Raw genomic sequence first — 14,267 nt, 5'->3', positions numbered from 1 at the left:
GCCGACACACGCGCCATTTCATTACAACTTGGCTATTGATAATTAGCATTTGATATCTTGTTTGCATAAAAGAAACGTCAAATTGCCTGAACGCCTTACAGGGTGCCTGCTGGCCCATTTGGCAAGCACACACGGTCCGCTTGAGCCAGACTGGTGTTTTTCCGGCGGCCGGTGCATGCTCGCAGCTGAAGCGATTCACCCGGCTTGAAACCAGCCCCGCAATGTGAGGTGCAGTATCTATGGACCGTCTGCTCGATTCACTCTTCCCCAGCGCCGAGAACATCCCTGAAACCTGGCGCCTGGGAGCCCCTCTGGAACAACGAGATTACCTGGTGAACGGCGAGCTCAGGCGCTGGGACGGCCCCTTGGCCACGGTACGCAGTCCGGTATGGCTCAAGGAGGGTGCTGATGAACGCCAGGTGGTGCTGGGCAGCGCACCGCTGCTCGATGCCGACACCGCCCTCACCGCCCTCGACGCCGCCGTACAGGCCTACGACAAGGGCCGCGGTGCCTGGCCGAACATGCGTGTGGCCGAACGTATCCAGCATGTCGAAACCTTCCTGGCACGCATGCGCGAGCAGCGCCAGGCGGTGGTCAAGCTGCTGATGTGGGAGATCGGCAAGAACCTCAAGGATTCGGAAAAGGAATTCGACCGCACCTGCGACTACATCGTCGACACCATCAACGCCCTCAAGGATCTCGACCGCCGCTCCAGCCGCTTCGAGCTGGAACAGGGCACCCTCGGCCAGATCCGCCGCGCGCCCCTGGGCGTGGCATTGTGCATGGGGCCCTACAATTACCCACTGAACGAAACCTTCACCACGCTGATCCCGGCGCTGATCATGGGCAACACCGTAGTGTTCAAGCCGGCCAAGTTCGGTGTGCTGCTGATCCGACCGTTGCTCGAAGCCTTCCGTGACAGCTTCCCGCCGGGTGTGATCAACGTGATCTATGGCCGCGGCCGGGAAACGGTGAGCGCGCTGATGGCCAGCGGCAACGTCGATGTGTTCGCCTTCATCGGTACACACAAGGCTGCCAGCGACCTTAAAAAGCTGCACCCACGTCCCCACCGCCTGCGCGCCGCACTGGGCCTGGATGCCAAGAACCCGGGGATCGTGCTGCCCCAGGTCGACCTCGACAACGCCGTCGAAGAAGCGGTTACCGGCGCGCTGTCGTTCAACGGCCAGCGCTGCACGGCACTGAAGATCCTGTTCGTCCACGAGGACGTGGTCGACGCCTTCCTCGACAAGTTCCAGCGCAAACTGGCCGCGCTCAAGCCCGGCATGCCCTGGGAACCGGGCGTCGCGCTGACGCCATTGCCGGAGCCCGGCAAAGTCGACTACCTCGACGGCCTGGTCGCCGATGCCACAGCCAAGGGCGCGCGCGTGCTGAACGAAGGTGGCGGGCAAAGCCGCGGGTCGTTCTTCTACCCGGCCCTGTTGTACCCGGTGAACCACGAAATGCGCGTGTACCACGAGGAGCAGTTCGGCCCCCTGGTACCCGTAGTGCCATATCGCGACCTGCAAACTGTCATCGACTACGTGCTGGACTCCGACTACGGCCAGCAGCTGAGCCTGTTCGGCAACGACCCGGCGACCATCGGCAGCCTGGTCGACATCTTCGCCAACCAGGTGGGGCGCATTAATATCAATGCTCAATGCCAGCGCGGCCCGGACACCTACCCGTTCAACGGCCGCAAGAACAGCGCCGAAGGCACCCTGTCGGTGCATGACGCCTTGCGTGTCTTCTCTATCCGCACCTTGGTCGCCACCCGCTTCCAGGAGGCCAACAAGGCACTGATCAGCGAAATCATCCGTAACCGCCAATCGAGCTTCCTGACCACCGACTACATCTTCTGACGGCCGCACTTATAGAAAATCGATCTAGCGCCATTGTCGATTTTCCATCGGCGCAAACGACTCTAAGCAACAGGGCGCCCTCCGGCGCCCACCGCAAAGGAGAGTCGAACATGGCAGTCAAACCCATCCCGGAAGGCCAGCACAGCATCACCCCCTACCTGGCCATCAACGACGCCGCCAAAGCCATCGAGTTCTACAAGGAGGCCTTTGGTGCGGTCGAGATGTTCCGCCTCGATGCCCCTGGTGGGCGCGTGGGCCATGCCGAATTGAGGATCGGTGACTCGTCGCTGATGCTGGGCGACCCCTGCGACATGGAGGGCGGCCTTACCGCCAGCCAGAAGCTCAGTGGCGCAGGCGTGGGCCTGCACCTGTATGTCGAGGACTGCGACAAGGTATACGCCCAGGCCCTGGCGGCTGGCGGCACCCAGTTGCACCCCTTGACCGACCAGTTCTACGGCGACCGTAGCGGCACCCTGAAGGACCCGTTCGGCAATATCTGGTTCGTCTCCACCCATAAGGAGGACCTGAGCCCTGATGAAATTCGTGCCCGCGCCGCGAAGATGTTCGGCGGTAACCCAGCGGCAAGTTGAAAGCGGCGCGACTTTGCTTGAAGCTTGAGGCTCGTAGCCTGGAGCTGCTTCATGCGAATCATCGACAAAACCGCTGCGCAGGTGCGCAGCCTGACCTCCGCCGAAGAGGAGCTGCTGGTCGGCTTTGCTACCGGCAGCCTCGTCGGCCCACGCCTGCTGCAGGCCAACCAGCTACTGATGAAGGTGCGCAACGCCAACCAGTGGCTGGCCTGTGACTGCCGCAACGACGCCTTGCCGGTGCTCAATGTCACCCTTAACGGCAGCACCGGCACCTTGTTCCTCAAGAACAACCCAGGCACCGCCGAGCACGCGGCTGGCTGCCCGTTCACCAAGGACGAGCGGGAGGCTTCCGAGCGCGAAGACGACCCTGCGCCACCCGCCGCCTGGCTACCGCCCGACACGCCATTGCGCCTGATTGGTGACTTTCGCGCCAGTAACGCCAGTGCCACCAGTCCCATCAGTGCCACCAGTGATGGTAACGAGCGGCGCGAACAGCAGCGCCTGCTGTCGCTGTTACTGACCTGGATAGAAACCAGTGGCCTCAATCTCTACGCCACCCACTTGAAAAAAGACCTGACCACGCAGTTTGCCGAATTGCGCAGCGTGGCCAGCCGCTACCCGCTGCTGGAACGGGTACCTGCCAGCAACTACCTGGAAACCCGGCTGGACATGAAGCACATGATGATGCTCAAGTCCCGCCTGCGCGAAGCCACCGTGTTCGGCAACCATCGCCGCCATGGGTTGATGCTGGACTGCGTCGACCAGATCAAAGGGCGCAAGCTGTTCAACAACCGCAGTGAAGACGGCTTCGACTTCCAGGGGCACCACCTGTACTGGGGCGGTAGCCGCACCACCGGGCCCTTGCTGGCCCTGATGATCTACTCGCCGACCAGCGCCGGCAGCCATTTCTATGAGCTGATCCACGTGGCCAGCGTGCCGGTGCTGTCCCGTTCGCATCTGTTCCCGGTGTATCGCGATGAAGAGCGCGAACCGCTCAAGGCCCTGGTGTCGCTGATCGACTGGATGGCCAGCAAAGGCGTCAAGGTGCAGATGCGCCGGCCAGTGATCGGCGGCCAGGTGATGGATGAGCTGGTGCTGACCTCGGACCAGGACAGGGTGTTGTCAGTGTCGCTACTGGAACAGCCCATCGGGCCAGAGCCGGACACCGAAAACTTCAAGCGCTACGCCGACTTCAAGAGCCTGGAAACCTTCCGCAAGTTCGTCGCCGGTTTCTTCATGCGGGAGCGCTGAACGCCGGACAGTACATGCCCCGCTGCAGCAACGGTCTTGTGGCGCGACCGGGGCGCAAAGGGGCCCAGGCTCGCGGGTACCGATTCAGTCCAGGCATTCCTTGGCCGCCTGGCGCAATTTGTCGCCAGACAGGAAGCTGCCCTTGTAGAAGGTCGCGCGGCTGCCCTCGCGAGCGTCGACCACGTCCAGCACATCGTCACTTGCCACCGCACTGGATGCCGTCAGCCGGTAACCGTGGGCAATCGACTTCTGTGTGGCCTGGGGTGCCAAGGCCTGCCACTTGGGCAGGACACAGGCAGCATACTGCTGCGGTGTTTTTTTGGTCAGCTTGCTGGCAGTGGGTTTGCCGGGCGTTGCGCAGCCGACAAGAGTGGCAACTAACGCACAGGTGAGAAAGATACGAAAAGTAGGCATTTGCAATTGGCCGTCAGGGATACGCTGCATTCTAGCGAGGGTTGCGCCGAGTTTCTAATCAACCAAGGTCTTGCAGCTGAATTTTCGCGCAATTGACACAGCACCAACGCGCCAGCAACAACAAACACACATAGCAGCTTGTTTACTGGCGCCCGGTAGCAGCAATTAATTGTTGTGACCCAAGGAACGAATTCATTCTGCCCTGCTTCTGATTAACATCACGGCATCACCGGCCGGCTTTGCTCAGGAGAACCCCATGCTCTGGTGGCTGGACCTACTCGCCCAATATGCAACCTCCACCGGCCTCGCCGTGCTCTGTATTTTCGTGTTCTGGGCTTATGGCCTGGCATTCGGCAGGGCCTACATGAAGCTGCTTTCTGGCCTGCTGGCCGCCATGCTGCTCATGATCGCCGCATGCCCGCATGGTGTGGACTTTGCGCTAGGCAAACACCTGGCGCAGGGTGATAGCAGTGCTTTGCTGCTGTTTCTTGCAGATGCTACAGGCGTGATCACGGCGGTGGTGGTGGCCTCGTTTTTCTTCAGCCCAGGACGGTTGCCGGACGAAGCCTGAGCGGGTGGCATACAGAGCACCTGATATTTCTGCCAGTAGCATGGGCGGCTGAACGCTGAGAAAGTGAACCTGCCAATGGGGCATCACACCGCGACTCGGCCAGGAACTACACACCATGCAAAAGAACGCCAACAACACGCAATTCTTCTATCAGAATGGCAAGCTGGTCACACTTAAAACCGGTGAACAGGGCCGCAGCATCTTTCGCTCCTCGGACGTGCCACTTGCCGAGCAGCAATCAGACGGCACTCACACCAGCGGATTGCTGGTGACCGACGACAAGGGTTCGGTATTGCAGGTGCGGGAAAAAAGCTGAACCTCCGACGCCACTGCAGGGATCGCACAAGCTTTTCAGAGCTCGGTCCAGGAGGGGCCTTCCACAAATCTGTTGCGTTTCACCCGGCCCTGAGGCGATGCTCACGGGACCGATGAAGCAATAGACAAGGAAGGCCTTTAGCACCATGGAGACGCTTCACAGCATCAAGTCGGATCTGGTCCGAACAGCCGATCATCTGGAAAAACTCAGTCAGGCCATGAGTGGCCACGCCCGGTTCATGGAGGCGCGGGGCAGTTCGCAGCGCGAGATCGATGTCACAGCGCACATCAGGTCTATCGATGTGGTTGCGGACGAGCTGCGCTCTGTGGCTGCGAAAATCGACGACATCAAAGGCGCTTGATGATGAGCGAAGCAGGTGACTGCTTCGCATCAGGTGCCCGGGCAGCCAGTCAGCTGAACTTGAGCTTCGCCACTTTGCTCAGCGCCCAACCACTGAACACGTAGAACGCATCCAGGTAAAAGCGCCCCGCATAGTTGGGCAATGGCGCGTGATTCAACAGCACATCCGGGTCGGGCGCCGGTGGAAACAGGGCATAAAAGCCGTTGGGTAGCACCGCCAGGGCCAGCAACAACAGGTAAGTCGAGGCTTGCAGCAGGGTGCTACGACTGCTGAATCTGGCGGACCATTTCAGGCCGTAGTATGCAACCAGGCCGGCAACGGGCAACACCCAGAAATGCGTGGGGATCCCAATGAACATTTCGGCGACAACGCTTCTGGCTTCCACCCACTGTTCTCCATTCAAATGCGTGAATTATCGCGGTCAAGGCAGGCAAATGCAAAACAGGCACGGCTCCAGCCAGTTCTTGAAATTTGCCGGTGAACCTGCATACAGCGCGTTGGGCGGAAATCATGATGACGTCCCTACACAAAAAACCCGCTTTCGATAGCGGGCTTTTAGTGTAGAGGGGTCATTGCATCATGCTTTCGAACACATCAACGCGGCATCCAGCAACCGGCCATGGTCGTACCAGGCATCACGTTGATAGGCCGTGAACTGGTGCTGGCCTCCTGTGCTGCGCAGCTCCACAAGGCCACCTGCCTTGTTGGGGTCGGTGCTTTCGATGAACAGTCTGACCGAGTGATCGCCATCGACCTCGTAGGTTTTCACATTCCCTGGAAGTTCGCCCTTCACGCACCCCAGATACGCCGGTGGGCTTTTCGCGGTGGTGCCAGAGGTATAATCATGCCCATCACGCACGTCAGGGTTTTGTGCGCAACCTGCCATGAACACTGTGGCGAAGGTGGACACAAGCAATGCGCCTGCTACCGATCTTGAACGATTCACGCGTCACACTCCTGCTCCCCCATTGAGAACCTGGGAAAGTGTTGCCAAGTAGCACGCCCGTTTTTTAGCTTTAGTGAGCCCATGTTACTGCTCAATGACAACCGTGCCATAGGGTTATTTGCTATATGGGTTCAGGATGCATTTGAGTTATAGCCAGGCTTTTCTCCAGCGGCTTTTCTCGCAAGCATCAGGCCGGCCAGCCTGCCGCAAGGATTCCGGCGGGGCTCGGGCATGTCACAGTCGGATGGGCATAAGCGACGGCAAATGACCCCAACTCCGAGTATTACCGAGCCCACTTTCGGGGTCAGGCAATGGCCTTGAGAAACACCAGGGTTGCCACCAGATCCAGTACCAGCACAGCAGCCACAACGAAAACCATGTAATAGCGGTCATCCTGAGTCATTTCGGCGCTCTCCGCGAGGTCAATGTCTCAGGGTCACAGCAATTACCGTTCCAGCACCGAACCGCATCCAACCGCTACCATTGCGCTCATGCGTGGCGGCCTTCGTCACCGCTCTTTAGAGTATGGCGAGGTCTTGCTGATATAGGCCACGTGCCGAACGCGAGCTCCCTGTCACATGTATTGCTTGAGCCATTACCGCTGGCCTGCCTCAGTGGAGAAAGTGATCCTTGACGTATTGCACCGTCTTGTCCAACGTGCGCGCCATGTCGGGATGTTTTAACTGATACTTGCGCTCCCATTGCTCGCTATCACTCATGTCGAAGCGCTGCGTCTGGATAAAGTCCAATGACTCGGCACTGATCGCAAACCGTGCTTCCAGCCCGGGAATCGCCAAAAGCCACCTGAGCAACCTTATCGGTAAATGCCGGCGTGGCGCCTTGACCTCCAGCGTTTTTGCGATCTGCTCAAGCATCCCCTGCAGGCTCGATGTGTGTTCATGCAGCGCCAGCGCCTGGCGGTTGGCCATCCAGGGGTCGAACGCCACACAGGTCATCATCGCCACCAAGTAGTCAACGCTGACTAATGGCAGCCAGTGCCTGGGGGAGCCGGGGACCGCTTTGAACCGACCTTGTGCCAGATTTCGAACGAGTGCGACCAGAGGCTGCCCTTCCAGGATGTGACCACTCTCGCTGTGGCCGCACACCGTAGCAGGATGAACGATCGTGTAGTCCGCGCCCGCATCCTGCATATAACGGATGACTGCAAAATGTGACTCGATCTTGCTGCCTTCGTAGCCACCTACCCGGCCGTAGACTGTGGGCCAATTTGTGTTTTCAGGGCACTCTTTATCAACACCGACACGGGCAAGGTGATCAAGGTTCTGCAGCATGAAGCCGCCCACCATCAGCAATCGGATGCGCTGGCTCGCCGCAAGCTTGGCGACCCTCAGCGCCCCAAGCACATTGACAGCCTGGGCGCGCTCCATTGACAGCCCCCAGGAAAACTCCGCGGCGAGGTGGAAGATCACAGAGGCCGAAGACACGCACTGCTTGTCCGCTTCGCTGATCCCAAGCCCCTCTCTGCTGATATCGCCCTCAACGGCATGGATATACGCAGGATTACCGCCCAGTTGACCTACCTGTTTTCTGAGACGCTCAATATTGCCAGGGGTGCGCATAAGCACCCAGGCCTTGTACCCGGCAGCGGTAAGACGGGCCAGTAGATGTTGCCCTACAAATCCACTGCCGCCTGTGACGAAACATTCCACACTCATGCCTGATTCCTTGTCTGGATAATGGGTGCAGGCTAAGGTGTAGAGCACGCTCTATAGTCAAGGGGTTTTTAGTGTGAACATTGGAGAGTTAGAACGCCGCAGTGGCGTCGGTCGGCATACATTGCGCTATTACGAACAGCTCGGGCTTATCGTGGCACAACGACAGGCCAACAATTACCGCAGTTACAGCGATCAGACGGTTGTTGACCTGGCCTTTATACAGGGCGCCCAGAGTGGCGGTTTTTCCCTCGCTGAGATTGGAGAAATTCTTGCAGCCAAGCGGGGCAACAAGATCGATTGCGCGCAAGGCGCAGCCTTGGTCGCCAGCAAGATGACCGAAATTCAAGCGAAGATCGCCACGCTTCAAGCCGCTTATGCCTTTCTGAATGCAGAGCATGCGAAGCTTGAAGCCAGTGCCATTGCCAACGGTCTGATTACTCCCAGCTTAGCTGTCCATCTGCATGCCTCTACGCCATAGCCTCCGGCAAGGCCATTCGCTCAGCTCGTCCAGCCACGCCGATGGCAGGCTTAACATTTCACCGTCCAGAGCTGATCGATCCGCGTCGTATAGGATTGGCTCATCATCTCCCTCCTCATCCCCCAGTCCGGGGATGCCGGCACGCTGGCGGCTCGCATCGTCCCCCTCCCCCAACGCCCGTTGATGTCATCCATCACCTGCATCAGTCGATCACATGCCACTGACTGTTTGAGCGCAAACAAGTCCTCTGAAAAATCACCTGGTTGCCGCAGGTCCATCAGCAGCACTTCTGCCTTGCTGTAGCGAAACCCTGGCCTGAAGATTCGTCCGACCGCATCGGTGGCCAGTCGGGTCATCAGCAGCGTGTCACAGGTGGGGTATGGCAGCTCCACCAGCGCGCCCTGTGCGTGGTGCGCCTCATCCGGGTTGAACATGCCGGTGCGAATGCTCACACGCATGCGCTTGCACACTGAGCCTTGGGCGCGGAGTTTTTCCGTTGCTCGGCCGACGTAAGTGGCCACTGCCTGCTTGATGGGCGCCAGCTCTGTCAGCCGCTTGCCGAACATCCGGCTGCAGCAGATTTCCTGCTTCGGGGGGTCGGGGTCGTCCAGTTCCAGGCACGGCGTGCCTGCGAGCTCGCGGGCAGTCTTCTCCACCACCACACTGAATTTCTGCCGCAGCGTCCAGGCATCAGCCTTGGCCAGATCCATCGCCGTATGAATGCCCATCGCCTCGAGGTGGGCGGTCATCCGCCGCCCGATGCCCCATACCTCTTTCACTTCGGTGTTGCGCAGCACCCAATCGCGCTTGAACGGATCGGTAATGTCGACCACACCCCCGGTCTGCGCCTGCAGGCACTTCGCCGTATGATTGGCCAGCTTGGCAAGCGTCTTTGTGCCGGCGATACCGACACCCACGGGGATACCGGTGCACTGGAAGATCCTGGACCGCATCTTGCGTCCGAACTGGGTCAGGTTTTCCTGTACTCCGGACAGATCAGCGAAGCACTCGTCGATGCTGTAGATCTCAGTGGCCGGCACCATCGAGTCGATCAGGGTCATGACCCGCTCGCTCATGTCGCCGTACAACGCATAGTTGCTGCTGAAAGCCTTGATGCCGTGCCGGCGCAGCTTGTCCTTCACTTGAAAGTACGGCTCGCCCATCTTCACGAAGGGCTTCGCGTCGTATGACCTGGCGATCACGCAGCCGTCGTTGTTGCTCAACACGACGATCGGGGTTTTGGCCAGGTCGGGCCGAAACACGCGCTCGCAGCTCGCGTAGAACGAGTTGCAGTCGATCAGCGCGAATACCTGTTCACTGCGCATGGTCGCGAACGCTGTAACGCACAACGCCCCAGACAACGAGCTCGTCGCCTTCCATGATGTACCGTGCCGGGTAGGCGGGATTTTCAGATTTCAGGATTACCACGCCATCGCGACGATGCAGACGCTTGCAAACGGGCTCGCTGTTGACTGCAGCGATGACAATGTCCCCATGCTCCGCCTCACGACCGCGGTCGACGATGACGATGTCACCCGAGTAGATCCCCGCCCCTTGCATGCTGTCGCCCTCCACTTTCACCAGATACACATGAGGTGCGCGAAGGTCGAATAGCTCATCAAGGGAAATATGGCCTTCCAGATGGTCCGCGGCAGGCGAAGGGAAACCAGCCGGAACGTGAAACGAATACAGAGGTAGCAATTCGGTTCCGCCGGTGGGCGTACCCAAAAATGTGATGGTCATGGTGGAAGGCCTGATGAGAACTGTATGTATATACAGTAAATCTGGCATCAGGTGCCCGGTCAATCCTGACGGGTAAAAATTCTGACGGACGAGAGGTGAGGTATGTGCGGAAGGTACCTTTGAAATTCTGGAGCGCGACTCTGAAAAAATACAAAAGGAGCACCTCTAAGCCTGCAAGAGTGGCCAGCCCTACCAAATCGGCGTGCCGGTCTGGCACATGCATGAGTCGATCGAGCGCTTGCAGCGCCTGGCCAAGTGCTGGCGCATGGTCGCCCGGGGCAGTTCAGGCCAGTGGCGTACGCCGGGTCGGCGGCGTTATGGGAGGAAGTGAGTCAAGGCGTAAAGCCTTCGTCCTGGCTTTCATCAGGCGGAATGATGTTCCAGAGGTTCTCGCTGGCTGCCTGCGGGGCCTGCGCCTTCTTCTCTTCCTCGGACTCCCAGCATCCACTCAGCAACAGCGCTGATCCCCCTCCTCTCCCCCTCATTTCCCTATCAGTGGTATCAAAATTGGCATCACCTCGGAGCCGCGGTTGGCTGTCCACTTTCGACCCATAGCTGCCCTTCGCGAAAGGCAGCTACCGGCCAATAGCGGCCGTTCTGGAATGGCAGGAAACGACCGATAACTGCCTTCGATACGCGACTTTCGCCCGCCAGCGGCTCGATTGTAAGAATATGGCGGAGAGCTGCAAAACCGCCTACGCTTATAGAATGATTCCTCGAACGCCTTGCCCATCTGGTGGTATAGAGCCGAGAGATCTGACTTCCTTTGACCGTCCGCTTAACACCCACCCGGACCAACCCGCGCCTATCGCCAGCAACTGCCCCCTAAGTCCGGTCCACACGACCAGCAGTACGGCGCAACGGGTAAAAGCCAGACCCAGTCCCCCCACCTGCCGTTCAAAAGCGACCGATGCCGCAGCACCTCTGGAAACGGGGGCGCTGTTCACGTTCTGCCATGAGGTCAATCCGTATGTATCGGCCGAGCACGATTCCTTACCAGCAGCATCGAGGGTTCAGCCGAACCTTCACTCAGGGGCATTTGAGCCTTGGATTATTCTTTCCCATGGAGGCGTTCGACGGGGACACTCCGAGCATGCTCAACCAGGTCACACTGGCTAAACAAGCCGAGGCGCTGGGCTTCTGCGCGCTCTGGTTTCGCGACGTGCCGCTTCGCGACCCTGGCTTCGGCGATGTCGGCCAAGTCTTCGACCCCTGGGTTTACCTGGGTTATATGGCCGCCCATACCTCGGAGATTGCACTTGGCACCGCCTCCATCGCCATCCCGCTGCACCATCCCCTGCACACGGCCAAGGCGTCAGCCAGCGTAGATCAGTTGAGCACTGGTCGCTTGATTCTGGGGGTTGCTTCGGGAGATCGGCCAGTGGAGTTTTCGGCGTTTGGCGTCGATCCCGAAAGGCGTGGAGAGATCTTTCGAGAACACTACGAAGTGATTCGCCGCGCCCACAGCACCAGTTTTGAGCCCATCCACTGGAGCACTGGTGAAATGCAAGGCGCAGACCTGATTCCGAAACCGACCACCCAATTCATTCCAATGCTCGTGACCGGCAACAGTCGCCAGTCACTGGATTGGATCGCGCGTGAGAGCAACGGATGGATCAACTATCCACGCATTCCGAACATGCAGCGGCTGGTCGTGGAAGATTGGCGACTGGAGGTCACGAAACAATGTGGTTCTGTGTATAAGCCCTTTACTCAGTCGCTGTACATCGATCTCGATGAGAATCCGTCAACGCCACCCACACGTATCCATTTGGGGTTCAGACTTGGACGTTACCATCTACGTTTTTTGCTGGAGTCGCTTGAGGAAATCGGCGTGGACCACGTCATTCTCAATCTCAAATACGGCAAGCGCCCTGCGGTGGAAGTTATTGAGGAATTGGGTACGCACATCGTTGCGCAGTTCGGAGTGCAGCCGCGTCAGGCAGCTCATTGAACATCGGTCACTGCTACGCCGACGAATGCTCACTTGACGAAACCATAAGGTGTCACGGTGCGGATGACCTCCGGTTCTATATCAATGATGGAGATCTTCGCGCCATGAGCGACCGGTGCCCGGCAAACAATCTACCCTACCCAGCCTAAACCCGTGATGAGCACGTTGCCTTGCAGATTCTGTGCGGCTTCCACGCCGTCCCTGGACACGATTTGCGCGCGTATCCTTTCACTTATACCGAGCGCGCAAGCATGGCATGAATCCTGGACACGGCACTTTAGCCATGACATTTATCTTCAATAGAAGTGTTTTGATTGATCACCGCCCGGAACAGCAGCAGGCCCAGGCTATCCTGATTTTCACAAAATACATCGTGGGCCTCCCAGTACTGACTGGAGCTTCCTATTGGGTTTGCTTAGCCGGGTAGCTTGGCCGCAAGGACGTCAACCTTCTCGATTGATGGCGGTTCGGCAAATAGCTCGGCAGCGTTTGCCATAAGCGCCGCCGCGACCTTGCCCGAAAGATGAGCCTGCCGGCCCGCTTCATCCGGGAATGCGTCAAAGATGCCAAAGGTGGACGGCCCCAAGCGGATTCCAAACCAGGCTGTAGTGGCTGGCTCCTCCTCCACTAACGGAAGGCCACCCAAAAGAAAGCTCTCTACATCCTTTTCTTTCCCGGGTTTTGCTTCTAGGCGAACGAACAACGCTACTTTGACCATGATGTGGCTCCTGTTGTTACGATGCGGCTGGCGCTATCAGATCGCGATAGCTAAGAGGGGCATCCGAGACTCTTAACTATGGTCGACGATACCAGGATTACAAACCCAAATAGACCAAGGGTAGCGGCGAGTAGCGCACGAGCAGTGAGAACGACGTAGTGGGCAGCATGTAACCGCAAGTCAGCCACTTGCTCACTTGGTCCCACCCTCTGGTCTGATAATGATGATTCAACGATATCTGAAATTTAGAAAAACATAAGAGATCATGGTTGCTGTCAGGCCGACCAATATGTACTCGACGCGGGGTAAAAACACGACTAACCCGCCCAAAGAAAACACTATCAACGTGTTTTGTAGGATGTATTTCCTTATTCTACTCACGGCTATGAAATAGCCATATTGCTTACCTAGGAAAAACAAGGCCATGCCGGTGATCGACATAATCTGGAAATCGCGTATCGCAATGTCGTTCAGGATCGCATGCCTAATCAAATTTGCCAGCAGTGCCAGCCCCATAAAAAGAAAAAGGTGCGAGTAGATTAAGGCGTGCCCACTCATACTGCTTTGATGTTTGTTCAGCAAGTAAAAACTATCAAAATAGATCCACCAGATACTGCAAATCATGATAAATCCGGTGATGGCCGCCATCACATTATAATAACCCCATTGAATGTTAGATAAGCCTCCGGAAAGGCTAATAATTGACTCCCCCAATAAGATTAGGGTGAGTAGGCCTATGCGCTCAACCAAGTGCTCTGTGTGTGCTGGCAACGGTTTTAGTTTAGTCCAGAAAAATACAGGAAACAGAATATCAAGAACAATCCCAATATAAGCAACAAGGTAACGCAAGGGCGGGTCAAAAATAACGGATGAAAGGCTAATAACTGCGCTAACTAATAGGGCGAAGCCAAGCCTTGAGGAAAGTTCGCCGCGAGAATCGAGTTTACTAATGGATGAAATATACATAACACTGATGATTGCACGTATACCAAAATAGCAGGCAATAATGAGCGGGTAGTTCACTTCCAAGTCTTCCCCGATCCGTGCCGATAGCACAATGAGCAGGAGCATTATGAATAATGTTGCCAACCGGTGAAGATTGCTGTCTGTATCGAACCTGTTGGAGTAAATCGTGTGACTGGACCAGATCCACCACAACGGCACAAAAAGCAGTAAGAATGTCCATAATTGCTTATGTTCAAAGTGCCCATCATGAACATGCCCGAGAGTGTGCGTAACTTGGCCTATCGTAACAACGAAAGTCAGGTCAAAAAACAACTCCAACCATGTGGCGTGTCGATTTTCTTCATAATACTTCAAAGATTTCATTAGTTGCCGGCTCCGTGCCCACCTCTTTAATGTAAAAGGAAGCTGACGTTGGTTTTTCCTC

17 protein-coding genes are annotated in these 14,267 nt (G+C 57.4%); 8 read left to right on the top strand and 9 right to left on the bottom strand.

The features are described from left to right. Window positions 1-239 precede the first annotated feature (239 nt). From SB756_RS08590 to SB756_RS08580, 3 genes are all read left to right on the top strand, one after another. On the top strand, window positions 240-1,859 hold the full coding sequence (locus tag SB756_RS08590) for an NADP-dependent glyceraldehyde-3-phosphate dehydrogenase (RefSeq protein ID WP_049276423.1): 1,620 nt from the start codon (window positions 240-242) through the stop codon (window positions 1,857-1,859). Between the two features lie 110 nt (window positions 1,860-1,969). Further along, a complete protein-coding gene (locus SB756_RS08585; protein WP_016499924.1) occupies window positions 1,970-2,449 on the top strand; it encodes a VOC family protein in 480 nt (159 codons plus the stop codon). A 51-nt stretch (window positions 2,450-2,500) separates the two neighbouring features. Further along, on the top strand, window positions 2,501-3,700 hold the full coding sequence (locus SB756_RS08580; RefSeq protein ID WP_410910658.1) for a hypothetical protein: 1,200 nt from the start codon (window positions 2,501-2,503) through the stop codon (window positions 3,698-3,700). An 84-nt stretch (window positions 3,701-3,784) separates the two neighbouring features. Here the strand turns inward: SB756_RS08580 and SB756_RS08575 are convergent, their stop codons facing one another. Continuing rightward, window positions 3,785-4,144: a hypothetical protein gene (locus SB756_RS08575; protein WP_410910657.1), complete on the bottom strand. Its 360-nt coding sequence runs from the start codon at window positions 4,142-4,144 to the stop codon at window positions 3,785-3,787. Between the two features lie 226 nt (window positions 4,145-4,370). Here SB756_RS08575 and SB756_RS08570 point away from each other — a divergent pair, with 226 nt between their 5' ends. The 3 genes from SB756_RS08570 (at window position 4,371) to SB756_RS08560 (ending at window position 5,362) form a co-directional block, all read left to right on the top strand. After that, complete coding sequence (locus SB756_RS08570; protein ID WP_341795705.1) at window positions 4,371-4,685, top strand: hypothetical protein; 315 nt, start codon at window positions 4,371-4,373, stop codon at window positions 4,683-4,685. Window positions 4,686-4,800: 115 nt separating this feature from the next. Further along, on the top strand, window positions 4,801-5,001 hold the full coding sequence (locus tag SB756_RS08565; protein WP_341795706.1) for a hypothetical protein: 201 nt from the start codon (window positions 4,801-4,803) through the stop codon (window positions 4,999-5,001). Between the two features lie 145 nt (window positions 5,002-5,146). After that, window positions 5,147-5,362 (top strand): hypothetical protein, encoded by a 216-nt coding sequence (locus tag SB756_RS08560; protein ID WP_258657163.1) that lies wholly within the window; start codon window positions 5,147-5,149, stop codon window positions 5,360-5,362. A 49-nt stretch (window positions 5,363-5,411) separates the two neighbouring features. Here the strand turns inward: SB756_RS08560 and SB756_RS08555 are convergent, their stop codons facing one another. The 3 genes from SB756_RS08555 to SB756_RS08545 form a co-directional block, all read right to left on the bottom strand. Then, on the bottom strand, window positions 5,412-5,720 hold the full coding sequence (locus SB756_RS08555) for a hypothetical protein (protein ID WP_341798890.1): 309 nt from the start codon (window positions 5,718-5,720) through the stop codon (window positions 5,412-5,414). 219 nt (window positions 5,721-5,939) lie between these two features. Then, window positions 5,940-6,308, bottom strand: coding sequence for a hypothetical protein (locus SB756_RS08550; RefSeq protein WP_410910656.1), 369 nt, complete (start codon window positions 6,306-6,308; stop codon window positions 5,940-5,942). Window positions 6,309-6,919: 611 nt separating this feature from the next. After that, window positions 6,920-7,984 carry an SDR family oxidoreductase gene (locus tag SB756_RS08545; RefSeq protein ID WP_410910655.1) on the bottom strand — a complete coding sequence of 355 codons (1,065 nt, stop codon included), beginning with the start codon at window positions 7,982-7,984 and terminating at the stop codon, window positions 6,920-6,922. Between the two features lie 73 nt (window positions 7,985-8,057). Here SB756_RS08545 and SB756_RS08540 point away from each other — a divergent pair, with 73 nt between their 5' ends. Beyond that, window positions 8,058-8,462 (top strand): MerR family transcriptional regulator, encoded by a 405-nt coding sequence (locus SB756_RS08540; RefSeq protein ID WP_410910654.1) that lies wholly within the window; start codon window positions 8,058-8,060, stop codon window positions 8,460-8,462. A 50-nt stretch (window positions 8,463-8,512) separates the two neighbouring features. Here SB756_RS08540 and SB756_RS08535 read toward each other — a convergent pair whose 3' ends face one another. From SB756_RS08535 to SB756_RS08525, 3 genes are all read right to left on the bottom strand, one after another. Further along, window positions 8,513-9,787, bottom strand: coding sequence for a Y-family DNA polymerase (locus SB756_RS08535; RefSeq protein WP_410910653.1), 1,275 nt, complete (start codon window positions 9,785-9,787; stop codon window positions 8,513-8,515). Continuing rightward, window positions 9,777-10,205, bottom strand: a complete 429-nt coding sequence (locus SB756_RS08530; protein ID WP_059396000.1) for a LexA family protein — start codon at window positions 10,203-10,205, stop codon at window positions 9,777-9,779. The genes SB756_RS08535 and SB756_RS08530 overlap by 11 nt, the downstream gene beginning before the upstream one ends. A 332-nt stretch (window positions 10,206-10,537) precedes the next feature. After that, window positions 10,538-10,660, bottom strand: a complete 123-nt coding sequence (locus SB756_RS08525) for a hypothetical protein (RefSeq protein ID WP_341795711.1) — start codon at window positions 10,658-10,660, stop codon at window positions 10,538-10,540. A gap of 515 nt (window positions 10,661-11,175) precedes the next feature. On the opposite strand from SB756_RS08525, the gene SB756_RS08520 reads away from it, so the two are divergent. Continuing rightward, on the top strand, window positions 11,176-12,159 hold the full coding sequence (locus tag SB756_RS08520; RefSeq protein WP_043862986.1) for an LLM class oxidoreductase: 984 nt from the start codon (window positions 11,176-11,178) through the stop codon (window positions 12,157-12,159). 415 nt (window positions 12,160-12,574) lie between these two features. Here the strand turns inward: SB756_RS08520 and SB756_RS08515 are convergent, their stop codons facing one another. Both SB756_RS08515 and SB756_RS08510 read right to left on the bottom strand, forming a co-directional pair. Next, complete coding sequence (locus SB756_RS08515; protein WP_023047152.1) at window positions 12,575-12,877, bottom strand: putative quinol monooxygenase; 303 nt, start codon at window positions 12,875-12,877, stop codon at window positions 12,575-12,577. A gap of 228 nt (window positions 12,878-13,105) precedes the next feature. Further along, window positions 13,106-14,206 carry a low temperature requirement protein A gene (locus SB756_RS08510; RefSeq protein ID WP_064493025.1) on the bottom strand — a complete coding sequence of 367 codons (1,101 nt, stop codon included), beginning with the start codon at window positions 14,204-14,206 and terminating at the stop codon, window positions 13,106-13,108. Window positions 14,207-14,267 lie beyond the last annotated feature (61 nt).

The organism is Pseudomonas sp. SIMBA_068, assembly GCF_046534705.1.
GTDB lineage: Bacteria > Pseudomonadota > Gammaproteobacteria > Pseudomonadales > Pseudomonadaceae > Aquipseudomonas > Aquipseudomonas putida.
This window is presented reverse-complemented; position numbering and strand designations above follow the sequence as displayed.